Annotated in this window: 21 protein-coding genes and 1 pseudogene; 19 read left to right on the top strand and 3 right to left on the bottom strand. The window is 34.8% G+C overall.

The features are described from left to right. Positions 1–21: 21 nt before the first annotated feature. A complete protein-coding gene (locus LF886_RS04970; protein ID WP_236852976.1) occupies positions 22–3,225 on the bottom strand; it encodes a S8/S53 family peptidase in 3,204 nt (1,067 codons plus the stop codon). Between the two features lie 151 nt (positions 3,226–3,376). Between LF886_RS04970 and LF886_RS04965 the strand changes: the two genes are divergently transcribed. The 4 genes from LF886_RS04965 to LF886_RS04950 all read left to right on the top strand — a co-directional run bounded on the left by LF886_RS04965 (position 3,377) and on the right by LF886_RS04950 (position 7,375). After that, the gene (locus LF886_RS04965) at positions 3,377–3,955 is read left to right on the top strand and encodes a HupE/UreJ family protein (protein WP_236852975.1); all 579 of its coding nucleotides are present in this window, start codon (positions 3,377–3,379) and stop codon (positions 3,953–3,955) included. Between the two features lie 66 nt (positions 3,956–4,021). Next, a complete protein-coding gene (locus LF886_RS04960; RefSeq protein WP_236852974.1) occupies positions 4,022–6,412 on the top strand; it encodes a M1 family metallopeptidase in 2,391 nt (796 codons plus the stop codon). 152 nt (positions 6,413–6,564) lie between these two features. Further along, positions 6,565–6,981 (top strand): ester cyclase, encoded by a 417-nt coding sequence (locus LF886_RS04955; protein ID WP_124534925.1) that lies wholly within the window; start codon positions 6,565–6,567, stop codon positions 6,979–6,981. A gap of 253 nt (positions 6,982–7,234) precedes the next feature. Then, positions 7,235–7,375 carry a hypothetical protein gene (locus LF886_RS04950; protein WP_165835301.1) on the top strand — a complete coding sequence of 47 codons (141 nt, stop codon included), beginning with the start codon at positions 7,235–7,237 and terminating at the stop codon, positions 7,373–7,375. Positions 7,376–7,431: 56 nt separating this feature from the next. Here LF886_RS04950 and LF886_RS04945 read toward each other — a convergent pair whose 3' ends face one another. Beyond that, entirely contained in the window at positions 7,432–8,130 is a 699-nt protein-coding gene (locus LF886_RS04945) for a LytR/AlgR family response regulator transcription factor (protein ID WP_236852973.1), read from the bottom strand. Beyond that, positions 8,123–9,235, bottom strand: a complete 1,113-nt coding sequence (locus tag LF886_RS04940) for a sensor histidine kinase (protein ID WP_236852972.1) — start codon at positions 9,233–9,235, stop codon at positions 8,123–8,125. The genes LF886_RS04945 and LF886_RS04940 overlap by 8 nt, the downstream gene beginning before the upstream one ends. A gap of 151 nt (positions 9,236–9,386) precedes the next feature. On the opposite strand from LF886_RS04940, the gene LF886_RS04935 reads away from it, so the two are divergent. The 15 genes and pseudogenes from LF886_RS04935 to groEL form a co-directional block, all read left to right on the top strand. Next, positions 9,387–10,079, top strand: a complete 693-nt coding sequence (locus LF886_RS04935) for a DUF2490 domain-containing protein (protein WP_236852971.1) — start codon at positions 9,387–9,389, stop codon at positions 10,077–10,079. Positions 10,080–10,104: 25 nt separating this feature from the next. After that, positions 10,105–11,391, top strand: a complete 1,287-nt coding sequence (locus tag LF886_RS04930; protein WP_236852970.1) for a CitMHS family transporter — start codon at positions 10,105–10,107, stop codon at positions 11,389–11,391. A 38-nt stretch (positions 11,392–11,429) separates the two neighbouring features. Further along, on the top strand, positions 11,430–12,638 hold the full coding sequence (locus LF886_RS04925; RefSeq protein WP_236852969.1) for a dicarboxylate/amino acid:cation symporter: 1,209 nt from the start codon (positions 11,430–11,432) through the stop codon (positions 12,636–12,638). 81 nt (positions 12,639–12,719) lie between these two features. Beyond that, complete coding sequence (locus LF886_RS04920; protein ID WP_236852968.1) at positions 12,720–12,878, top strand: hypothetical protein; 159 nt, start codon at positions 12,720–12,722, stop codon at positions 12,876–12,878. Positions 12,879–12,889: 11 nt separating this feature from the next. Further along, positions 12,890–13,441, top strand: a complete 552-nt coding sequence (locus tag LF886_RS04915; RefSeq protein ID WP_236852967.1) for a hypothetical protein — start codon at positions 12,890–12,892, stop codon at positions 13,439–13,441. A gap of 172 nt (positions 13,442–13,613) precedes the next feature. Continuing rightward, entirely contained in the window at positions 13,614–13,748 is a 135-nt protein-coding gene (locus LF886_RS23875; protein WP_262484685.1) for a hypothetical protein, read from the top strand. A gap of 166 nt (positions 13,749–13,914) precedes the next feature. Continuing rightward, positions 13,915–14,193 (top strand): co-chaperone GroES, encoded by a 279-nt coding sequence (gene groES, locus LF886_RS04910; RefSeq protein ID WP_034696138.1) that lies wholly within the window; start codon positions 13,915–13,917, stop codon positions 14,191–14,193. A 105-nt stretch (positions 14,194–14,298) separates the two neighbouring features. Further along, positions 14,299–15,924, top strand: coding sequence for a chaperonin GroEL (groL, locus tag LF886_RS04905; RefSeq protein ID WP_236852966.1), 1,626 nt, complete (start codon positions 14,299–14,301; stop codon positions 15,922–15,924). A gap of 276 nt (positions 15,925–16,200) precedes the next feature. After that, positions 16,201–18,285, top strand: coding sequence for a YCF48-related protein (locus tag LF886_RS04900; RefSeq protein ID WP_236852965.1), 2,085 nt, complete (start codon positions 16,201–16,203; stop codon positions 18,283–18,285). Positions 18,286–18,692: 407 nt separating this feature from the next. Further along, positions 18,693–19,511 carry a DUF5694 domain-containing protein gene (locus tag LF886_RS04895; RefSeq protein WP_236852964.1) on the top strand — a complete coding sequence of 273 codons (819 nt, stop codon included), beginning with the start codon at positions 18,693–18,695 and terminating at the stop codon, positions 19,509–19,511. 118 nt (positions 19,512–19,629) lie between these two features. Then, on the top strand, positions 19,630–20,259 hold the full coding sequence (locus LF886_RS04890) for a DUF6090 family protein (protein ID WP_317207665.1): 630 nt from the start codon (positions 19,630–19,632) through the stop codon (positions 20,257–20,259). Between the two features lie 103 nt (positions 20,260–20,362). Beyond that, on the top strand, positions 20,363–21,319 hold the full coding sequence (locus tag LF886_RS04885; RefSeq protein ID WP_236852963.1) for a hypothetical protein: 957 nt from the start codon (positions 20,363–20,365) through the stop codon (positions 21,317–21,319). A 181-nt stretch (positions 21,320–21,500) separates the two neighbouring features. After that, a complete protein-coding gene (locus LF886_RS24080) occupies positions 21,501–21,662 on the top strand; it encodes a DUF5694 domain-containing protein (protein WP_410685425.1) in 162 nt (53 codons plus the stop codon). A 430-nt stretch (positions 21,663–22,092) separates the two neighbouring features. Beyond that, on the top strand, positions 22,093–22,758 hold the full coding sequence (locus LF886_RS04880; RefSeq protein WP_236852962.1) for a hypothetical protein: 666 nt from the start codon (positions 22,093–22,095) through the stop codon (positions 22,756–22,758). Between the two features lie 30 nt (positions 22,759–22,788). Continuing rightward, positions 22,789–22,968: pseudogene (groEL, locus tag LF886_RS04875) on the top strand (chaperonin GroEL); the annotation flags it as partial. Positions 22,969–23,486 lie beyond the last annotated feature (518 nt).

Genomic DNA, 23,486 nt, shown 5'->3' with positions numbered 1-23,486 from the left:
TGATAAGGATTTATTGTTTAATTACTTTTTGGTAATTTTTGTATTATCATCCAGTGCAATCGTAAACAGGTATATTCCTCTTACCAGTTCAGAAATATCAATTTTCCCTGAATTTGTATTCACATTTACAGTTTTAATCAATTTTCCTGAAACATCGTAAATGGTTACTGCTGCTTTAGAATGTCTTCCTAATACTACATTTACAAAATCTTTCGCCGGATTCGGAGTGATATTCACTTCTGAATTGATCTTAACATCTGCCGTGCCCAGCGTTGTCCCTGTTTTAACAAAATATCCACCAAACCCTGTTGTCTGGAAGCTCACTTCCCAATATTGGTAGGTATCATTCCAGATAATATCAGCAATATCAGGAGTAATAATGGCTGCTGTTCCTCCAAAAGAAGCGGTGGTACCTGTAGTACTTGTTCCTGTATATTTTTCGATAAGAAGATTGGCTTTATTGGCAATATCAGTAGGTGAAATAGGTAATTTTACTCCACTTGTAAGATTATAAGCATCGAAATCAGCCTGTTTGAAGTATAAAGTTACTTTTCCGGTTGCCGTGGTAGTGTTTGCATCCGAATTGATTTCATATCTTCTTGCTACATAATTGGGCTGTGCATTGTCTACCCATACTTTTGAAGTTACATTTCCGGTTACTGTACTCGCTGTTTCTTTTTCAACTCTTGAGATCAGCTGGCAGTTATTGGTAAAGTAGTTATATCCATTGGCTGTTGCGCTTGTTTTAGTTTGATTGGAATTAGCTAAGTTTTTCACTTCAGCAACATTTTCATAGACTATGGCTCTCATTTTAAGATCAAAAGTTCTTGAAGTCCATGAAGTACCATCTGTGGAAGTCTTGGATCTGTTGTTGACCACTGCGCTTTCAGCTTTCATAGCAATTCTTCCTCCTAAGCCATTTACGACGATATAAAATTCTTTTCCGGTTACCATTTGTACATTCAGATCAGAAAGATTCACATAGTTCCACGTAAATTTCTGAGTGTTATTAAGCCATGAAGTAATCGTTTTAGTGGCAATAATATCTCCAGGATTCCCGCTCGCATTCACTTTTCTGATTTGAATATCTACCGGAATATCTGAAGGGATTGAAGATCCTGTCAAAAATGAGAAGCCTCCCAGTTTTCCTGTCAATGTTGGTGTATATCTTACCGCAAGGGCGATATTATCAAAGTAATAATTAGCTTCCGTACTGGCAACAATGTAAGGTTCATCATAACCTACAGTCTCAAAATTGGATTTTACACATCCTAACTCATCGGTAACTGCTTTATAAATATCCAATTTACCATATCCCCATCTCATATTCGGAACAGTACCGGTTGCACCGTCCATTCTTGCATTAGCGGTAAGACGTGCTTTCACCTGCGCTGCCGTTAATGCCGGATTCGCCTGAAGTAATAATCCTACCGCTCCCGCTACTCCCGGTGATGACATACTTGTCCCTTGGTTTTTCACATAATATGTAGTTCCTGCAATAATATCTGTTGCTGCCGGAGCAGAATTACTGGATCTTGATGAAATAACATTCTGACCCGAACCTGTAATTTCAGGTTTTTGAACCCCATCAACTCTTGGTCCCTGTGAACTGAATGAAGAGATAGACTCCTGCGGAGTTGTTGTAGAATAAGCAGCCGTACTATACCAACTTGGTCTTCCCATATACGAAGCTACTGTAATAGCATTAGAGGCATTCCCCGGAGATCCTACAATATATTCATTATCGCCATTTTGTAAAGTGGTTGCCACTCCCTGGCTATACAACCAGCCATGGGTTGTGATCTGCTGTGTTCCGTTGTTGGTAATTTCTAATGTATAATTCCCCTGAACATTCGTAGTTCCTGAAGTTCTGGCTACTATCAGCTGAATATATCGTTTGTTATTATCATTCCCCCAATAGTTATACATCGTCGCTGTAAGACCTCCTCCCAATATATTGTGAGTAGTAGTTGTACTTATATTTTGGGTATACACCTGTCCATCGGGAGTTGTTAGCTTTGCTGTAACAGGAGTGTTATCATTGGCATACATAATGAATGAAAATACCGTTCCTGCAGAGGTGTTGCTTGCTACCGTAAAATTATAGGTCTGTGAACCATTAGCTTCGATATCAACTTTTCTGTGAAGATTGGCTCCATAATCATTACCTGCAGAAATAACGACTACTCTTCCTGCTCCTGAAGTGGTAAAATTGTTAACTGCCACTTCATGGCTTGAAGTTCCGTCATGCGCAGTTCCCTGTCCGCCAATACTCATATTGACAACGATAGGTTTATTAAGAGCCGTGGCTACATTTTTGAAATAAGTTAAAGCATTAATGGTATTCGTTGTAGGAAAAGATCCGTTCCCACCTTTTACAAAAACAATATCTGCATCAGATGAGAATCCTTTATGTCTTTTATCCGTAAAAGCAGCTCCATTTCCTGCGGCAGTACCTGAAACGTGAGTTCCATGTCCGTTGGTATCATTTTCACGAACGAAATTTGTTGGCGTTCCGTCCAGTTCATCTTCAATCTGTGCTCTTGTATATTCTACACCAGTTGCAAACCCTACTGGGGCGACTTCTCCCGCTTGTGCAGTTAATGTCTGATCCCAGATAGAAACAATTCTACTTTTTGTCTGGTCATCTGCTTTTCTGAAGTCCGGATGCTTCCAGTCTATTCCGCTGTCAAAAATCCCCACCAGAATGCCGGTACCGTTATAAGCTGTATTATTAAAAACTCCATCCTGTAAAAGGCTTGCTCCGGACTGAGCTCTGCTCGTATCGTTATGAAGTTCATCAAATGCTGGCCCCATTACAGAGGTTACATAGGGAAGTTTCGTCAGTCTTTCAATATCTTCAATAGAAGCTAAAGCTGTAGAAAAAGTAGGCAGCTGGCTCTGAACAAGAAATCCATCAGCTTTCAGTTTTTCGGGTTCTTTCGTATAAATAATACATGAATACATCGTTTGTGCTCCCTTAGAAGTCACTACCAAATGCTGATCAAGTTTCATATCTGGGCGTTCCAATTCTTTAATGCCCTTTCCCTGAGCGATATTCTCTTTATTTTTCAATAAAATATCAAATCGGGAATCCAATTTCTGTACCTGCCCATAAAAAGCATAGGAGTATAATCCTAAAAAGGCAGCTGTCGCATTTCTTAGAAGCTTCGCTCCTCCAGGTGAAATGTTTACTTTTGTAAAAAATAATTTTTTAATATCCATTTTCATTTTTTTATCAATGCAATTATACAATTTTTATCCGACATGGAAATAACTCACATTATTGATAGTTATTTAACATAAAATATAATAAAAGCCATAAAATTAAGTTTGTTTTCGTAGAATATTCAAAACCCAACAATTCATCATTATAATGCAGGATTTTCTTTTTTATTTAAACCTTGGATGGGAACATATCATCTCTCTGGATGCCTTAGATCACCAGCTGTTTGTTCTTGCTTTGATCGCCGTATATTCATACAGTGACTGGAAGAAAATACTGATTCTTGTCACCGCATTTACAATCGGGCATTCCATAACATTAGCATTAAGTATACTGGATGTTTTCAGGGTTCCTTCAGATTGGGTTGAGTTTCTAATTCCTTTGACTATTGTTGTAACTTCTTTGGATAATATTATCATGAAGAACCAGAAGCAAACCTTGATGCGCGCCAATTACTATCTGGCATTGATTTTTGGTCTTGTTCACGGAATGGGATTCGCTAATACAGCCAGAGTAATGATTGCGAAAAGCCAGAGCATTGCTCTCCCTCTTCTTGGGTTCAATATCGGGCTGGAACTAGGACAGATTGTAATTGTTTTTGGTATTCTAGCCACTTTATTTATTCTGCTGAATGTTTTTAAGGTCAATAAAAAAGACTGGATTCTGTTTGTATCTTCCGGAGTATTTGCTTTATCCTTAAAAATGACTTTGGAAAGAATTCCTTTTTAAAAGTTAAATATTTTATTATTTCAGCAGCTAATTATTATCTTTGATCATTAATAAATCATTTCGGTTATGAAACTAAAAGTTGCTATATTTTCACTTTCTGTATTCGCATATACAGGTTTCACCGCACAAAATATTCAGAATAACCCAGGCAGCAACCACGGCAATAAGTTTGAGCAGCTGGGAACTATTCTTCCTACACCCAACATTTACAGAACAGCTTCAGGAGCTCCCGGACACGGATACTGGCAAAACAGAGCTGATTACAACATTTCTGCTTATCTGGATGAGGATAAAAGAAATTTGAAAGGTTCAGAAACAGTTACCTATTACAACAATTCTCCTGATGACCTGGATTATATCTGGTTGCAGCTTGATGAGAATGAGCATTCAAGTATCAGAAATGCCGGATATGATAATTCATCTGTTTTGCGCCCTTCAACTACTGATCAGCAGCTCAAAGTTTCTGAGCTACCGGTAAAAGATAATGGTTATGGAGTCAGTCTTGAAAAAGTAACAGATGCTTCTGGTAATCCTCTGAAATATACCGTCAATAAAACCATGATGCGTATTGATCTTCCTAAAGTTCTGAAAAAAGGAGAAAAGTTCGTTTTCAAAGTAGACTGGAACTACAATATCTCCAACAGAATGAAAATGGGAGGCCGTGGAGGATATGAAAACTTCCCGGAAGACGGTAATGATCTGTATACTATGGCACAATGGTATCCTAGAATGTGTGTATACAGCGACTTTCAGGGATGGCAGAACCATCAGTTTACCGGAAGAGGTGAATTCGCCTTAGTATTTGGAGATTTTAAGGTAACCATGAATGTACCATCCGACCATATTGTAGGCGGAACCGGAGAATGTAAAAATTATGATCAGGTTTTAACATCTGATCAATTATCAAGATATAGAAAAGCTGAGAATGCATCTGAGCCCATCGAAATTGTAACATTGGATGAAGCTAAGAAAGCAGAAAAAAATCATTCAAAGCAAAGAAAAACCTGGGTTTTTGAGGCGAAGGATGTTCGTGACTTTGCATGGACTTCTTCCAGAAAATTTGTCTGGGACGGAATGCGTGTAACGATTCCTGAAAACAATAATAAAGTAATGGCAATGAGCTTCTATCCAAAGGAGTCTTATGGTCTTTACAGAAAGTTTTCCACAAAAGCAGTTGCCCATACCGTTAAAACCTATTCAGAATTTACAATTCCTTATCCCTACCCGGTAGCTCAGTCTGTAGAGGCTGCCAATGGAATGGAATATCCAATGATCTGCTTCAATTTCGGAAGAACTGAAAAAGACGGAACATATTCTGAAGGAACCAAAAATGGAATGCTCGGCGTGATTATTCATGAAGTGGGACACAACTTCTTCCCAATGATCATCAATTCTGATGAAAGACAGTGGGCCTGGATGGATGAAGGTCTTAATACCTTTACAGAATACCTTACGGAAGAAAAATGGGATAATAAATTCCCTTCGAAAAGAGGACCGGCATGGACGATCGTAGATTATATGAAACTTCCGAAAGACCAGCTGGAACCTATAATGAGCAACTCTGAAAATATTGTTCAATATGGACCGAATGCCTATTCAAAACCTGCTACAGGGTTGAATATTCTTCGTGAAACGATCATGGGAAGGGAACTTTTCGACAAAGCATTTAAAACCTATGCCAAAAGATGGGCTTTTAAACATCCTGAACCTGCCGATTTATTCCGCACGATGGAAGATGCCAGCGGTGAAGATCTTGACTGGTTCTGGAGAGGCTGGTTCTATGGTACAGATCCTGTAGATATTGCCATTGATAAAGTAACGGTAGCGGTTCCTAATCTGGAAACGGATCCAAAAGCAGCTGTTGAAGTAAAATATCAGGTTGAAAAACCTTTGGTAAACAGTTTTGAAGACCTTTCGAAGATCAGAAACAGAGAAGACAAGAATATCAAATTCTATGTGGATGGAGACAAAGATGCCCAGGATTTCTATTACAGATATGACAGAGGGCAGGAAAAGGTTGACAACAATAAGGAATATGCTATTAAAACAGAGGCAGGTCTTCCTTTGGATGCTAAGGATAAAAATCAATTTAAAAATATTACAGCGTACCAAATTGACTTTGTGAACAAAGGCGGATTGGTAATGCCTATTATCCTTGAATTCACTTTTGAAGACGGTTCAAAATTATATGACAAATCCGCAGCTCAAATCTGGAGGCTGAATGAACAAAAGGTTTCCAAGACGTATTATTTTGATAAGAAACTGAAATCAATTCAGCTTGATCCAATGCGAGAAACCGCTGATATTGATACTACAAATAATTTTTGGAGCAGTGCCGGATCCGGTACGGAAACTTCAAAATTCCAGCTTTTTAAACAAAAACAGGAAGCGGGTTCTGTAAGAGGCGGCGCCAGCGGGAAAGTAAATCCGATGCAGGCTGCAGGTAAGAAATCATAACATAAAAAAACTGTCTACGGGCAGTTTTTTATGTTTAAACAATATCCCTCTTTACAATAGATTATAGTTTCAAACTAAATAACAACCCAAATTTCAATCCATTATAAACAATATAAATTTATTATCACTTTACCAGAGCCCAAAATAGACCTATGAGCAGTTTAGAAAAAAATAAAGAAACCGTGAGACGCTTCAACAAAGAAGTAATTGAGCAATGTAATTTAGAATCTTTCAGACAACTTATGGATGATGATTTTATTAATAGAACAGCACCTCCTGGCAGCAACGATGGTAATGGAATGTGGAATACATTTTTCAATATTTTAAAACCTGCATTTCCTGACCTGACTGTAGAGATCTATGATCAGATTGCCGAAGAGGATAAAGTAACAACAAGAAAAGCAATCATTGGAACCCATACAGGAGTTCTTATGGGAATAGAACCCACAGGCAAGCAGATTAAAATTGATGTGATAGATATTGTACGTCTAAAAAATGGAAAATATGTGGAACATTGGGGAATTAATACGCTCCCAACTATTTTATCGGAACTCAGAAAAACAGAATAATACTTCCTTCAATTTAAATTTTCCCATCCGGGATTTCTAATTATTATTCGATCCTATCAATTGTGTTATTCTTCATTCCTGAAAAGATTGGGTAACAATAAAATCTATCTCAATACCAACATCTGTATTTCATCCACACAAAACACAACAAGCTGATATAAAAAGTATTATCTTTAAAAAACCATAAACACCAATGGTCAAAAACCTGATTGACTTTAAATGTTCAGGCTTTATAAAAATCAAAATATTACTTATGAAAAACGCCAAATTACTGAGCAGAAACGCTCAAAAAGCGGTCAAAGGTGGAGTTGTCTCTGCCAGACTTGTATGCTGCGAACGCGATGATAACGGAAAATGTACTTTATGGATCGGGCCGGGACAAAATTGTCCTTAGTCTGATCATCTCATAACAATTCAGAATAGAGCCGGAAATTTCCGGCTTTTTTTATTTTAGCTTAAATGTTCTTTTACATTCTTTTTATAGGTTCTTCCCAGCGGAAGATGCTCTCCACTTTTCAGATACACATTCCCGGAATCATAGGAATTGATATGGTCTGATAACACAATATAGGATTTATGAATTCTGATAAATCCAAAATGCTGAAATTTTTCCTCAAAATTGGACATTCTTTCAAGGATCATATACTTTTTCAATGGAGTCATCAGCACAATATATTCTCCGAATCCCTGTATCCAAAGAATATCTTTGAGAAAAACCTTATTCATCACATAGTTCGATTTGAACATAATATAATCTTCCTGATGACGGTTATTGGCTGGGTTTTTAAATTGAAAAAAATCCTTTGCCTTATTGACAGCTTTTTTAAAAGTATCAAAATCTACTGGTTTTATAAGATAATGAACGACATCCAATTCAAATGCTTTCACCGCATATTTTGATTCCAGGGTAAGGAAAATACATAGCGGTGGATCGGGAAGTTGTTGTAAAAGCTCTACTCCATTTATTTTAGGCATATTGATATCAAAAACAACAAGATCAACTTTGTTTGTTTTAAGAAAAATCAAGGCTTCTTCCGGATCCTGAAACGACCCCAGCAGCTCTACATCTTCCAGCTGGGCACAATATTGCTTAACAAGCTGTAAAGCAGGGTATTCATCATCAACATTTACTACAGTCAGATTAGCCATTTATTTTAATTTTTAAAACAATTTTATATTGATTATTTTCTTCCGGTCCTGAAAGGAACTCAAATTGACCGGCATACCATTTTTCTAATATATGAAGAACTGCGTCATTTCCCAATCCGTGGTAACCCGTTTCTACCTGACGAGCCTGATAAGCAGCTATAGAATTGGTGATTTCAAACAACAATTCAGAACCTTCTATAGTACAGGATAAGTTGATAAAACTCCTCTCCTCTTCTCCTATGGCAGAATGTTTCAAAGCATTCTCAAACAATGTAAGGAGTATAGAAGGCGGGATTTCTGCAATATCAAACTCTTCCTGATCCTGAAGGTTTAAAGTGATATTAAGCAGGTTATTGTATTTTAACTGATACAGATCTGCAAGCGCTTTAAGCGAAGAAAGCTCCTGGGCAACACTTATTTTTTCTTTTCCGCTGTCATAGATAATATACTGTAATAGCTTACTCAACTGCAAAATAGAATCGGATGTCTTTTCTGTATGCGTAAAGCTGTTGGCATACATATTATTAAGGGTATTGAGTAAGAAATGTGGGTTCAGTTTGGATTTTAATAAATCCAGATAAAGCTGTTCTTTTTCTTCTCCAAGATTGATCACATCCTGCTCTATAAGAAATTTATCTTTTGTAATTCCTAAAAACGAGGCAACAAGAATCACGATCCCCTGAGAGATATAGACATTATAAAGGAAACTTACGTAATACCCTTCTTTAGTAAAATTCATGCTAAAAACTGCCGGTTCCCAAAGAATCCTGAAAAGACTGGAAACCAAAAAGGCAATCAACGCATATAAGATAAACTCTGGATATTTGTTGGATAGATAGAAATAAGGAACAAGATAGTAGTATACCAGATAATAGATCCCGACATTCAAAAATACATTCAAAATAATACTCCAAATTAATTCAAAACCATTCAGGAAGTAGTTTTCGGTGAAATAAGTGATCAGAATAAAGATAAAAAAGAAAAAAATATGCTGAAACCTCAATAAAAATTTCCAGCGGTATTTCATAAGGCTTTCCAGAATCTTACCACTAAATAAAACCCTTATAATCAATAATATAATAATGAAATTTATGATTAAAAACATACTTCGAGCCTTATTTTCAGCTTTACCAAATATAATATCTTTTTATCTCAAAATGCAGTTCGTTGAGAAAAACTGTCATTGATTGAAAAAATCCAGGTCCGCTCTTCCTAATAAATATATTTGAGAAACTGCAATGTTAATCAAATATTACATGAAACTTAACATAAAATCAACGCTTCTTTTATCATTATTCTTATTGAATGGACTTTTATATAGTCAGAGTAAGGATAATTATAATATGTGGTTTCAGTACCTGATGTCGGCAAAGATTACCGATAAAAGTACCTTAACCGCCCTTACACAATACCGTTCTTTTGATCTGGCTTATGACACAAGGCTTTTTCTTCTCAATGCCTATGTGGATTATGAAGTGGTTGAGAATATAAGACCTGCGGTAGGAGCGATGTTTTTGGTCCTTGAATCATACAATGCGGATGATTCTAAAAAAATACGGTACGAGAAAAGACCCTTTCAGCAAGTCACTGCCGAGTATTTTATCGGTAGGACTTCAATATCTAACCGTCTGAGAGTAGAAGAACGTTTTCTCAGCAATCCGGATGAATTCCAGGTTAGGCTCCGATATCTGATCTCGGTCAGAATTCCTTTCAATAAAAAAGGAGAAAAAGAAAAACTCTACGGCATTCTTAAAAATGAAATAAGAATGAATATTGAAAAAGAGGAACCTTTCGACAGCAACCGTATCACTGCCGGTATTGGGATCAAAACCGGAAAAAATTCTGCACTGGAAATCGCTTTTATAAATCAGTTGGAAACCGGAAAGACCAGTAACTATGGATTCATAGGTTTCAGAAACACTTTTGACTGGAGAAAAAAACAAAAATAATCATATCATTAACAGATAACATACTATGCTTACATTTCTTGGCTTTTTAATGATTTTTATATTCATGGTGCTCATCATGAATAAAAAAATGACTCCTCTTACCGCCCTTGTGCTCGTTCCTGTCCTCATTGCTGCAATAGCAGGTTTTGGACCGGAGCTGGGGAAAATGATGAAAGATGGAGTAAAAGAAATTGCTCTTACGGGAGTCATGCTGATCTTTGCCATCCTTTATTTCAGCTTAATGATTGATACCGGACTTTTTGAACCGCTTGTGAACGCTATTTTAAAAGCCGTTGGAGATAATCCGGTAAAAACAACGATCGGAACTGCACTCCTTACAACTTTGGTTTCCTTAGATGGTGATGGGTCTTCTACTTATATTATTGTGGTAGCAGCCATGCTGCCTCTTTATAAAAAACAAGGAATGAATCCTCTCGTACTTACCTGCATCATTATGCTTGCCGGAGGAATTATGAATATTTTACCTTGGGGTGGCCCTACTGCCCGCGTAATGAGCTCACTGAAACTTGGACATACTGAAATATTTGTTCCGATGATTCCGGTCATGCTGATCGGTATTGTATGGGTATTTATAGTGGCTTATATCCTTGGGGTAAAAGAGAGAAAAAGAATCGGTAAGCACGGAAAATACACAAAATACAGCCAACAGGATATTGTAGGAGAAAATGATCCGGCATTGCGTCGTCCCAAGCTCCTTATTGTCAATCTCATCCTTACTGTTGTGCTTCTATGCGTGATGATACTTGACATTATTCCTCTTGGAATTGCTTTTATGATTGCGTTTTGTATTGCTTCTGTCATCAATTATCCAAAACTTAAAGATCAGCAGAAAATTATTGCAAAACATTCCGGGAATGCGCTGTCTGTAGCGGGAATGATCTTTGGTGCTGGGATTTTCACAGGAATTCTTAACGGAACAGGAATTATGAGTTCTATGGGAAACAGCATCATTGGTATTGTTCCGAAAGACTGGGGAAGCTATCTTAATGTCATCACGGCTATATTTAGTGTTCCCCTCACCTTTTTCTTAACTAATGATGCTTATTATTTTGGAATATTACCCGTGATCACCGCTACAGGTCATCAGATGGGCATTCCTCCTGATATTTTAGGACGTGCCAGCCTTGTGGGCCAGGCTTCCCATTTATTAAGTCCATTGGTTCCTTCTACCTATTTACTGGTCTCTTTAGCCGGAGTGGAATTTTCAGATCATTTAAAGTTTACCCTGAAATGGGCGATAGGATCTTCTATTGTCATGTTATTGGCAGCGTTGGTCCTTCACATTATATAAGATTATATTTATAAATTCGTATTCTCATCTTACCTATAATGACAGCTCAATCCAGGCAAAAAACATTTACAGATTCCTATTTGAGAAATCTTAGTCTCTATGTATTCACAGCAATTATCTGTGGAGCATTGGCTGGCTATTACTTTCCTGAAATCGGGCGGCCGCTGGAAAAAGTGAGCCATTATTTTTTTATGCTTCTTGAGGTCCTTATTGTTCCGGTGATCTTCATCGCTGTAACGTATGGGGTAAGTTATATTTTCAGTATTGAAAATGCTTTTAAAATTACGTTACAGATGATTATTTATTTCCTGATCATCACCTCAGTAAGTATTACATTGGGAATTGGGTTTGGTCTACTTTTAAAACCGGGAGTGAATACGGAAATATCTCTTTCAATGGTTAATAAAAGTTTACCGAAACGTTTTTTAAGCTATTCAACCAATCCGCTTTATCTCAGTAATTATGTACTATTCCTTTTATTATCAATCTCTGCCGGGATAGCTATAGGTTTGTCAAAAGGAAAAAATAAGCTTCTTCGCATTTTAGATGAGGGTAAAGACCTGTTCTTTAAACTGATAAAATATGTATACATTTTTCTTCCCATCGTTATCTTCTGTAATATCGCCTACGGAATCTCAGTGTATGGGATTAATACTTTATTGCCATTAAGCAAAGTAGTAGCCACAGTCTATCTTGCCTGCCTTGTTTTTATTTTTGGAATTCTGGGACCTCTAACACATTTTTTCAAAATCAATCTCTGGGATTTTTTAATCAGCATTAAAGAAGAGATTATCCTTGTGGTAGCTACTTCTTCTTCCAAAACCGCTTTCCCCATGATCTTTGAAAAAATGGAATCTCAGGGATATGATCTGAAAATTCTGCGGTTTGTCATCCCGCTCGGATATAATTTTAATCTGGCAGGAGCCTGTATTTATCTTTCTATTTCATGTATTTTTCTGGTTCAGCTGTATAATATTCCCCTTACAACAAAGGATTATTTCTGGCTTTTCATCATTATTTCACTGGCTTCAAAAACGGCATCCGGTGTTCCGGGCTCAGGTTTTCTGGCACTTATGTTTACCCTAAGCAGATTCGGAAAAATTCCGGTTACAGATCTTGCATTACTGTATAGTGTAGACCGTTTTATGAATGAGGCGAGATCAGTAACCAATTTCATAGGAATTTCGGTTTCGGCAGCTATTATTTCAAAACTGAATCAGCAGCAGAAAGACAAAATTCAATCTTAGGGATTCTTTTATTTTCAAAAAAAACCTTCATAGTTTTCCTGTAACTTTTTGAAAACCAATAGTACTTATTGGGTAAAAACTATGAGAACATTCATTTTTCTTTTACTGATAAGCAGTACCCATTTATTTTCCCAGAAACTTCTTACCCCGGCCCATTCCGGCATTGATTCAAAACTGATAAAAGATGAAACATCTGAGGCAGTATGGTATGTTGAAAATGCAGGTTCAAAACAGAAATAGGAAGCATCATTATGGAGCTTAAAAGCCTAAACAAAACAGATCTTCTTATCAAAACTACTGTAAAAATGAAGCAAGCTCCGGACGCTAAATGGACAGATTCAACCGTTGTAAAAAAGGCTGATTTTGCTCCACAATATCATTCTTCCTACAATTCTATGAGAGATATGGTTCTTATATTCGGGAAAAATAAGGTAACAGGATATTACCTGGATAAAAAATCTCAGAAAAAAGATCTTATTGAAACAGATGCACTGAATTATTTTGACAGCAGCAGCTATCCCATGCTGATAAGATTTTTGCCTTTACAAGAAAACTATTCTTCTGAAATTTCTATTTTCGACTATAATCCAAAAGCCAGCAAAAATGGGGTGATCAAAGCCTATGTAGTAGATGTTAAAAAAACAGAATACAATGGGAAACCGGTTTGGGAAGTAAAAACAAATGATGACATCAGCAATAAAACAACTATAACAACTTATTTTATTGATAGAGAAACAAGGAAAGTTGTAAAACAGGAAATGGATATGGCGGGAAGAAAAATGTCACTGGAATTTATTAAATAAGCATAACACCTTTACCAACTGAAAATCAAAATATTATTCAAAAAAACAAGATTTAAATATATCCCATATTAAGGAAAAATATTATCTTTGATATAACACGCAAAACACCAAATGTCAAAAACCTGATTGACTATAAAATGTTCAGGAATCGTACACACAAAAAATTATTACTATGAAAAATGCTAAATTATTAAGCAGAGATGCTCAAAAATCTATCAATGGAGGAGCAGCTGGGCGCTTTTGTTGTGAATACAATTACAAAGGCCAATGTATCCTTTGGATCGGACCGGGACAGTATTGCCCATAGTTCAATCCTCTCATAACAATCATAAAAGTCGGAAAGTTTCCGGCTTTTTCTTTTTTCTGCCAAATTTTCACATTCGGATACAAAAGTCTGCCATTTCAGCCATCTCCTTCTCATGGCATACATTTAGAGAAATATTAACCAGAAATAATTAATAAATAAACATATTATGTCAGTAAACTTTAAACCATTAGCAGACAGAGTTCTAGTAGAGCCTATCGCTGCAGAAACTAAAACAGCTTCAGGTATTATCATCCCGGACACTGCAAAGGAAAAGCCGCAAGAAGGTACTGTAGTGGCAGTAGGTCCTGGTAAAAAAGATGAGCCTACAACTGTTCAAGTAGGGGACAAAGTTCTTTATGGAAAATATTCAGGTGCTGAATTGAAGCTGGAAGGTAAAGATTATTTAATCGTAAGAGAAGCTGATTTATTAGGAATTATTGGCTAAGATTTAAGATCACAGACATCAGATTCAGATTAAAAAAATCAAATTAAAAAACTTTTGTTAGTTGTCTAATATCTGACATCTAACATCAAATATCTAATAAAAAAAATGGCAAAAGAAATAAAATTCGATGTTGAATCAAGAGACGCTCTAAAGAGAGGAGTGGATGCATTAGCTAATGCAGTAAAAGTAACTTTAGGTCCTAAAGGGAGAAATGTAGTAATCGAAAAATCTTTCGGTGCTCCTCACGTAACTAAGGATGGTGTTTCTGTTGCAAAAGAAATCGAACTTGAAGACAGAGTAGAAAATATGGGAGCGCAGATGGTAAAAGAAGTGGCTTCCAAAACTAATGATATTGCAGGAGACGGTACTACTACCGCTACTGTTTTGGCACAGGCTATCGTAAGAGAAGGTCTTAAGAATGTAGCTGCTGGTGCTAACCCAATGGACTTAAAAAGAGGAATCGACAAAGCTGTAACTGCAGTTGTTGAAAACCTTAAGTCTCAATCTAAAACTGTTGGAGATTCTACAGAAATGGTAAAGCAAGTTGCTTCCGTATCTGCTAACAATGATGAAACGATCGGTGCTTTGATCGCTGAAGCTTTCGGAAAAGTAGGTAAAGAAGGAGTAATCACTGTAGAAGAAGCTAAAGGTATCGATACAACAGTAGACGTTGTAGAAGGTATGCAGTTCGACAGAGGATACCAGTCACCTTACTTTGTGACTAATCCTGAGAAAATGTTAACTGAACTAGAAAATCCATATATCCTTTTAGTAGAGAAAAAAATCTCTTCAATGAAAGAATTATTACCAGTTCTTGAGCCAATCGCACAAGGTGGTAAGTCTTTATTGATTATCTCTGAAGAAGTTGAAGGGGAAGCTTTAGCTACTTTGGTTGTGAACAAACTAAGAGGTTCTCTTAAAATTGCTGCTGTAAAAGCTCCAGGATTCGGAGACAGAAGAAAAGCAATGTTAGAAGATATCGCGATCCTTACAGGTGGACAAGTGATCTCTGAAGAGCAAGGTTTCACTATGGAAAACATCTCTTTAGATATGCTTGGTACTGCTGAGAAAGTAACGATCGACAAAGACAACACAACGGTTGTAAACGGTGGTGGTGACGAAGCTAAAATCAAAGGAAGAGTAGCTCAGATCAAAGCTCAGATGGAAACATCTACTTCTGATTATGATAAAGAGAAACTTCAGGAAAGATTAGCTAAGTTAGCTGGTGGTGTTGCTGTATTGTACGTAGGAGCAGCTTCTGAAGTTGAAATGAAAGAGAAAAAAGACAGAGTTGACGATGCACTTCACGCTACAAGAGCAGCAGTTGAAGAAGGTATCGTAGCAGGTGGAGGTGTTGCTTTAGTAAGAGCAATCTCTGCTTTGGAAAACCTTACAGGAATCAATTCTGACGAAACTACAGGGATCAAAATCGTGAAAAGAGCAATCGAAGAGCCATTAAGACAAATCGTTGCTAACGCAGGTGGTGAAGGTTCTGTAATCGTTGCTAAAGTAGCAGAAGGATCAGGAGACTTCGGATACAATGCTAAAACTGACGAGTATGTAAACATGCTTGAAGCAGGAATCATTGACCCAACTAAAGTAACAAGAGTTGCTCTTGAAAACGCAGCTTCTGTATCTGGAATGCTTCTTACTACTGAATGTGTTATCACTGAAGTAAAGAGCGCTGAACCAGCTATGCCAATGGGTGGTGGAATGCCAGGAATGATGTAGTAGCAAGTCACTAAGACAATTTAATATACTAACCGCTCTGCTTTTGCAGGGCGGTTTTTTATGTGTATTAGTTTTTTAACTATATTTGACCCTCTAAATAAAACCATGAAAGCATACAATAAAGTTCTTAATTATACAAACTTTAAACTTGAATCAAAGTTCTAAAAAGATTTAGCAATTAACTAAAATTGCATTCACACTATTTTTACTTATAAATATTATATTTCCATGATCATACTTGATCACAATAAAAACGTTATAAAAAGAAAATCATAAATGAAAAAAATACTTTTACTATTTTTAATTACTATTACTTTTAATGAAACATTTTCTCAGACTAATTGGGAGTTATTAAATCCCAAACCAACAACAAATACTGGAAAACATATTGAATTCATTTCTAGCAATAAAGGTTTTATAATTACATCAAATGAACTCCTAGAAACTATAGATTCTGGTGCAACTTGGACAAAAAAACAAAATATTAACAGCGGTAATGATATTAGTTTTAAGAATGGGATTGGGTATATTGTAGGGAATTCCGGCTATATCTTAAAGTCCATAGATAATGGTGTAAATTGGCAACAAATATCTACTGGTTTTAATGGTTCTTTTAATACCATAAATATTATAGACAATAACACAATTATTCTATCAGGCTCAAATAGTATTATTAAAACACTTGACGGTGGAATTACATGGTTAAATTATACTATTCCAAACGTAACTGTTGTCAAAACTGCCTTTACAAGTTCTTTGGTTGGACATGCTGTTTGTAATAACGGCAAGATACAAAAGACTATAGATGGTGGAAACACTTGGTATAATACTTATAATACTAATACATTCCCATCTAACTTTTTAACGGTTTATTTCATAAACCAGAATATCGGTTTTGCATCAAGACAACACGATTACTTATTTAAAACCACAGATGGTGGCGAAACTTGGACACAAATTACAGGATCATTTGAAGCAATGTATGATTTTTACTTTTTAGATGAAAATAATGGTTTTGCTACAGGAGATCATGGAGCAACTTATAAAACGACTAATGGTGGAATTACTTGGAGCCAGATTTTTTTTCAAAACGGGTACATTGACAATACTTCAATGTATAGCATTTTCTTTCAGGACAGTAACAAAGGCTTTGCTACAGGGGCAAGAGGACGAATAATTAAAACCATAGATGGAGGAAACACATGGACACAGCATTCGCCCACCTACAATGATTTTAAGCAGCTACAAATAGTGAATAATAATGTTGGTTTTGCATTAACTAATAATCAATTTTACAAAACCAACAATTTTGGTGACACGTGGACATTGGTTGGCACGTTAAATCTTGGCACTTCTGTTAATAGTAGTGATTTCACATTTATTAATGAAAACTTAGGGTATGCAACTACTGGAGGCCCATATGGAGGACATGTTTATAAAACAACTGATGGAGGATCAACATGGGATATATTAAATAATGGAAATGATATTATAGACGAAGGGATAAGTTCAATTTGTTTTTTGGATAGTAATATTGGTTTTATTTCTGGTGGTTTTAACCAAAAAAAAGTCATGAAAACAACAAACGGAGGAAGCAGTTGGACACAGGTATCAAACCAATCCTTTGGAAATATTCAGTTTGTAAACTCGCTTGTGGGTTATGCTAATAGAATCGGGAATTATGATGGAGCGATGTATAAAACTATAGATGGAGGTAATACATGGAATCAACTCATTGAAGTAGCAGGAGAGGGAATCAAATCTTTTCATTTTGTCGATGAAGATAATGGTTACTTTGTGGGAGATAATTCTCTATTTTACAAAACAACTAATGGTGGTACAAATTGGACACAAATATCAGTTCCTTACGGCTATTATACATTAACAAAATTTTACACCCCTAATATAGGATATATTGTAAATGAAAATGGTGAAATATACAAAACCATAAATGGCGGAATAAATTGGTCATCAGTAACAACTCAGTATAGCTTAAACTCTCTTGAATTAGTTAATAATTATATTTTCACAGCAGGAACAAATGGAAAAATATACAAAAGCTTTACCGGGTATACAGTTTTAGGTACATCAGAAAAAGAAACTGAAAAACAATTTGTTGTATATCCAAATCCTACTTCCGATTATATCAATGTAAGTTTAAATGGTAAAGCCGAAAAAGTAGAATTATATAGTGCTGATGGAAGGTTTTTAACTCCTAAATTCATTACAAATACAAAAGATTTCATTAAATTAGATATGACTGATTTTTCTCTTGGAATATATTACCTAAAATTAACTTTCAAAAACAATAAATCCCTCACAAAGCAAGTTATTGTAAAAAATAAATACAATTACTATTGACACAAATCCTTGCAAAACAATATATTTTGGACACAACGCAAAAATCGACGAATAGTTCAATATACTTGAAGCAGGAATGATGTAGTAGCGTAAGCTAAGACAATTTAATATACTAACCGCTCTATTTTTATAGGGCGGTTTTTTTGTAAGACAGCGAATCAGAAAAAGCTGCAGGAGGCTTAGCTCAGAAGCTATTTCATGCATTTGCAAATTTTGTAGTGAATTCATCTTTACGTCTCGCAAGAAGCTTTATCTTTAGCCCCAAAATAAAAACGATCGAAGTTCGCAGCTGCATAAAGCGATGGCACGTTGTACTTCACTTTCGAGCCACAGAAATAATTGATCAATTTTTTGTGGCAATTTTGGAGAACAACAACGATAAAAAAAACTAATAATAAACTAAAATAATGACTTTCATTAAAACAATTTTCACATTTCTAATTACCTTTTTATCAGTAACAACAACTTTTGGACAAGCATCTAAGCACAAAACCAAAATTCTATTAATCGGGACTATTCACTTCGAGACCCCTCATTTAGATACGTTTGAATTAAAGACTGACAATTTTTTAGCTCCGAAAAGACAGAAAGAACTGGAAGAACTGACCGAAATTTTAAAACGAACAAATGCTGATAAAGTGATGATAGAAAAACCACTTAGTGAGCAAAAGAAATTTGATAGTTTATATAATGCCTATTCCCAAAACAAGTATACATTAACCGTTTCTGAACGAGAGCAAATTGGTTTTAGATTAGCTAAAAAATTAAATTTAAAACATATCAATTGTGTAGATATTTTTTATGGAATGAAACATGACAGTTTGGTTTCTGTCACTGCTAAAGAAAAAAATCAGTTGAATATATTAAAAGAATTAGGGACTACTGGGAATAACTTTATGCGTGAAATAGATGGTGTAACAAAACAAAATTCAATAACCGGAATACTAAAATATATCAACACAAAAGAACTTTTGCAGAAAAATCTATCATTGTACCTGAAATATTATGCAAAAATTGGTGCTGGAGACAATTACATTGGTGCAGAATCAGTTTCTGATTGGTATTTGAGGAATTTAGCCATTTACGCTAATATCATTACTCAAGTCAATGCCAATGACAAATACGTTGTCCTCCTATTTGGACAAGGGCATATTCCTATATTAAAACACCTGCTGCAAAACAATGACGACTTTGAAGTCGTTGAAGTAAATAGCGTACTAAAATAAACTGAAACCAACAGATAAAGTTAAAACTACAAAACTAAAACATGCAAGACGAAATAATAAAACACTCAAAAAAAATACAATCTGCTATGAACAATAAAAACCATTCTTTTACAGAAAAATAAAAGAAGTAATTACTGAAATTCTCATTATTGTATTTGCAGTTACCCTTTCAATTTGGCTACACAGTTGGAGTGAGCACAAACATCAACAAGACGAAGCATCCGTGTTCCTTGGTAATTTAAAGAATGATTTAAAGAATGACATAAAAAATATCGACACTGAAAAGAAAGCCTACCAAGAATCAAACGTAGAATATGAAAAAATTTTATCATTAACGACTCTCCAACTTGACAGTATTTATAAGTCTAAAAATAAAGTTGATTTCCCAATTTATTCCCATGGACAGAAAATGAATATTGCTAATTATGAAGGTTTTAAGTCAAGTGGTAAAATAGGCTACATTGAAGACGAAAAATTAAAACAGAAAATCTTGAATTATTACCAAATATATGTACCGGCAATTAACGAAGTTGATAAATATTATAATGATTTTCTGTTTAAGTGTTTTGATAAAATGATAGAAAATGCAGACAAACCTGAAAAGGAATTATATTCGAACCCAAAATTTAAAAAGACTGTCGAATTTCTTGTCAGACTGGGTAAGAATAACATTAGGGTTTATGACCAAAATACAAAACCCCAAGCCATAGAACTTATTAAAGAAATTGAAAAAGAGCTGAATAAATAGATAGCTAAATACAAAACAACCTTAACGCAATTATATATATATTATACTATCGCAATGCCTAAATTTAGATGTTGTACGATATTTTGACCGAAAAAACCGAAAAATGAAAAACATATTAATTTTTGCTCTAATTTTTAATCTTTTATCTTGTAAAGCACAAGAATTTGAAAAATTATCTGTTTCAAAAACAGATGATTCCGAACTGTACATTAATGATGAAAATTCTACAGAATTATTTTATTATAAATATGTACCAAAAATTAGTATCAAAGGTGTTTTAGTTATTATTCCTTCTGGTGGAGAACTCGTTGAAAATACTTTAAAACAAATAACTCTGCCAAAAATAGCAGTTGAAAAAGGAATTATGGTAATTGTTCCATCAATAAATTGGGGAACAGATAATCGAGAAGCAGAATTCAAATTACTTGATAAAATTTTCAGCGAAATTGTCGCAAAGCATAAAGTACCGAAAGATAAATTTATAATCGGGGGCCTTTCAAGTGGTGCAATGATTTCTTTAACTTACGCTGAAAAGGCAACTAAAAATCCGGAAAAGTTTTTCCTAATACCAAAAGGAGTTTTTGCATTAGACGCACCTTTAGACGAAGCAAGATTTTATAAATATTGCGAAAGAGAAATCGAAAGAAATATTTATAAGCCTGCAGTAGATGAAGCAAAATGGATAAAGGATAATTGGGACAGTATTTATGGAGGATCTCCAGATAAATTTCCTGAAAAATATCTGGAAAATTCTATTTATTCTTATGGAGCAAAAGATGGCGGAAACGCAAAGTATTTAAAAAAAATGCCTCTTTTAATGTTTACTGATTTGGACACAGATTGGTTAATCAATCAAAGACATCGTGACTTACATGATTGGAATGGAATTGATATAATCTCAATGATAAACCAATTAAAAATAATGGGAAATGAAAACGCCAGAGTAATAGTTAGTCAAGGAAAAGGAGTTCGATTAGACGGAACGAAAAATCCACATTCCTGGTCAATTATGGATTCCGAAGTTTGCCTAAATTGGCTAATAGAAACATTGGAAAAATAAAAACATCACACAACAGTGCGTTGGGTAAGATTGCGAAGTTTGTAGTAAATCCACGTTTACAGTTCGCTACCTCCTCGCTACCGCACGATTGTATCGTGTGGCTTTGGCTTTAGATTATATTATTAGAATGTTTGATTTATAATATAATTACATTGGTGCGGAATCAGTTTCTGATTGGTATTTGAGGAATTTAGCCATTTATGCTAATGTCATTACTCAAGTGAATGCCAATGACAAATACGTTGTCCTCCTATTTGGACAAGGACACATTCCTATATTAAAACACCTGCTGCAAAATAATGATGACTTTGAAGTCGTTGAAGTAAGTAACGTACTAAAATAAAAATATTTTCTTCTTTAAAACATATTCCAAAGTCCGGAGATTTCTGTATCTGGAATGCAGACATCCTTGTCAAGGTTTAAAACCTTGACAAGGATTTGCTGAAATATATTTGAAAATACAACCTCTGTATCTGGAATGCTTTTAACAACTGAATGTGTAGTCAATGAAGTGAAGAGCGCTGAACCAGCTATGCCAATGGGTGGTGGAATGCCAGGAATGATGTAACAGCATTTCGCTAAGACAATTTAATATACTAACCGTTCTACTTTGTAGAGTGTTTTTTTTGTTGAATACGGTTTTTACTAGTAAAATAGTATATTTAGATTTTTAATTAATAACCAAAAAATAGATAGATAAAATCTAAACAAGATTAGCACAATTGTATATTGATGCAATCTGTAATTTGAATGCTATCTGCAATTTCATCAAAATGAAACGTATACTACAATTTACATTATTGATTAGCTCAATGAGTTTATTTTCTCAAAATTTAGAGAAAAAAATTTCAAACGAAATTTGTACCTGTTTAGGAAATGTAGAAAATTTAAAAGATCCAGAAAAAAAATTGGAAGAGTGTGCTCAAAAAAGTTTTCAAAATAACTACAATGAAATCGTTAAAAAATTTAATGACCCTCAGAATACAAATACAAAAGACATTCAAGATTACTACGTTTCTATTGAAGGACTTTTACTAAGTAATTGTAAAAGTTTTTTAGATTACAGAAAAAAAGAATTTATCCGCGAAAAGCAAGAAAGCATCTCTAATTGTGACGATATTAAAACAGGAATTTACTATTATGAAACACTTCAAAAAAGAGAAAAATCGTATCTGACATTTACAAAAAATGAAGTTATCGAAACAAGAAATAACAACGTTTATACAATTAATAAAATTGAATGGACTGATAAATGTACCTACAAATTAAATTTGAAGGAAACTAATAGTAATTATGATGAAACATACCTCAAAAATAAGTCACTCACTTTGAAAGTAATTGAAAATGCCCCAACTTACTTTGTTGTACAAACTGAATATTTTGAAAATGGCGGCTTAAATAATGTTAAAATTTTTAAACTTCCTTTTATCAATGAATAAAAACGATAGCAGCAAAATGCTCGATAAAATGATAAGTATGTTCACATTCTTGAAGCAGGAATCATTGACCCAACTAAAGTAACAAGAGTTGCCCTTGAAAACGCAGCTTCTGTATCTGGAATGCTTCTTACAACTGAGTGTGTTATCACCGAAGTGAAGAGCGCAGAACCAGCTATGCCAATGGGTGGTGGAATGCCAGGAATGATGTAATAGCGTAAGCTAAGACAAATTAATATACTAACCGTTCTACTTTGTAGGGCGGTTTTTTGTTTAAAAAAGAATATATATATTTCCTAATAAATTATAAAAACTGTATCATGAAAAAAATAAGAAAGTTCTTGAAAAAAATGAAATATATTTTACTACTATTTGCACATTATTATTATCCCTCATGGCAGTAATTGTATCCATTAAATCTTGTCAAATAACTGACCGGCAAACCCAAATGGACTATTTTGAAAAGAATCCAGATTTTCAGATATCTAAAGAATATAAATTTAATGACAAAACAAAAAATATGATGAAAACGAACTAGTAATTAAAAAACTTAGTGGTAAGGCTAAAAATATTGAAATTGAAACAATAAATTTTTTTGACATAAGCTATAACACAAATGACCATATAACAAAAAACAAAAGGTTTTTGTTATATCACTATTATGATACCACATATTTATCTGGTTTCAATGAAGGAATTATACAAAGAGAAACTGCATATAAAAATAATTC

The organism is Chryseobacterium sp. MEBOG07 (assembly GCF_021869745.1).
In the GTDB taxonomy this organism is placed as follows: Bacteria; Bacteroidota; Bacteroidia; order Flavobacteriales; family Weeksellaceae; genus Chryseobacterium; species Chryseobacterium viscerum.
Note: the sequence above shows the minus strand (reverse complement) of the source record. Positions and strands in the feature narration are given on the sequence as shown.

What these genes read in the sequence shown, in the direction of transcription:
- LF886_RS04955 (WP_124534925.1), top strand. Translation starts at nt 6,565, where the DNA reads ATGAGCAGTTTAGAAAAAAATAAAGAAACCGTGAGACGCTTCAACAAA.
- LF886_RS04945 (WP_236852973.1), bottom strand. Translation starts at nt 8,130, where the DNA reads ATGGCTAATCTGACTGTAGTAAATGTTGATGATGAATACCCTGCTTTA.
- LF886_RS04970 (WP_236852976.1), bottom strand. Translation starts at nt 3,225, where the DNA reads ATGGATATTAAAAAATTATTTTTTACAAAAGTAAACATTTCACCTGGA.
- LF886_RS04950 (WP_165835301.1), top strand. Translation starts at nt 7,235, where the DNA reads ATGAAAAACGCCAAATTACTGAGCAGAAACGCTCAAAAAGCGGTCAAA.
- LF886_RS04895 (WP_236852964.1), top strand. Translation starts at nt 18,693, where the DNA reads ATGACTTTCATTAAAACAATTTTCACATTTCTAATTACCTTTTTATCA.
- LF886_RS04900 (WP_236852965.1), top strand. Translation starts at nt 16,201, where the DNA reads ATGAAAAAAATACTTTTACTATTTTTAATTACTATTACTTTTAATGAA.
- LF886_RS04925 (WP_236852969.1), top strand. Translation starts at nt 11,430, where the DNA reads ATGACAGCTCAATCCAGGCAAAAAACATTTACAGATTCCTATTTGAGA.
- LF886_RS04880 (WP_236852962.1), top strand. Translation starts at nt 22,093, where the DNA reads ATGAAACGTATACTACAATTTACATTATTGATTAGCTCAATGAGTTTA.
- groES (WP_034696138.1), top strand. Translation starts at nt 13,915, where the DNA reads ATGTCAGTAAACTTTAAACCATTAGCAGACAGAGTTCTAGTAGAGCCT.
- LF886_RS23875 (WP_262484685.1), top strand. Translation starts at nt 13,614, where the DNA reads ATGAAAAATGCTAAATTATTAAGCAGAGATGCTCAAAAATCTATCAAT.
- groL (WP_236852966.1), top strand. Translation starts at nt 14,299, where the DNA reads ATGGCAAAAGAAATAAAATTCGATGTTGAATCAAGAGACGCTCTAAAG.
- LF886_RS04915 (WP_236852967.1), top strand. Translation starts at nt 12,890, where the DNA reads ATGGAGCTTAAAAGCCTAAACAAAACAGATCTTCTTATCAAAACTACT.
- LF886_RS04940 (WP_236852972.1), bottom strand. Translation starts at nt 9,235, where the DNA reads ATGTTTTTAATCATAAATTTCATTATTATATTATTGATTATAAGGGTT.
- LF886_RS04885 (WP_236852963.1), top strand. Translation starts at nt 20,363, where the DNA reads ATGAAAAACATATTAATTTTTGCTCTAATTTTTAATCTTTTATCTTGT.
- LF886_RS04920 (WP_236852968.1), top strand. Translation starts at nt 12,720, where the DNA reads ATGAGAACATTCATTTTTCTTTTACTGATAAGCAGTACCCATTTATTT.
- LF886_RS04965 (WP_236852975.1), top strand. Translation starts at nt 3,377, where the DNA reads ATGCAGGATTTTCTTTTTTATTTAAACCTTGGATGGGAACATATCATC.
- LF886_RS04935 (WP_236852971.1), top strand. Translation starts at nt 9,387, where the DNA reads ATGAAACTTAACATAAAATCAACGCTTCTTTTATCATTATTCTTATTG.
- LF886_RS04930 (WP_236852970.1), top strand. Translation starts at nt 10,105, where the DNA reads ATGCTTACATTTCTTGGCTTTTTAATGATTTTTATATTCATGGTGCTC.
- LF886_RS04960 (WP_236852974.1), top strand. Translation starts at nt 4,022, where the DNA reads ATGAAACTAAAAGTTGCTATATTTTCACTTTCTGTATTCGCATATACA.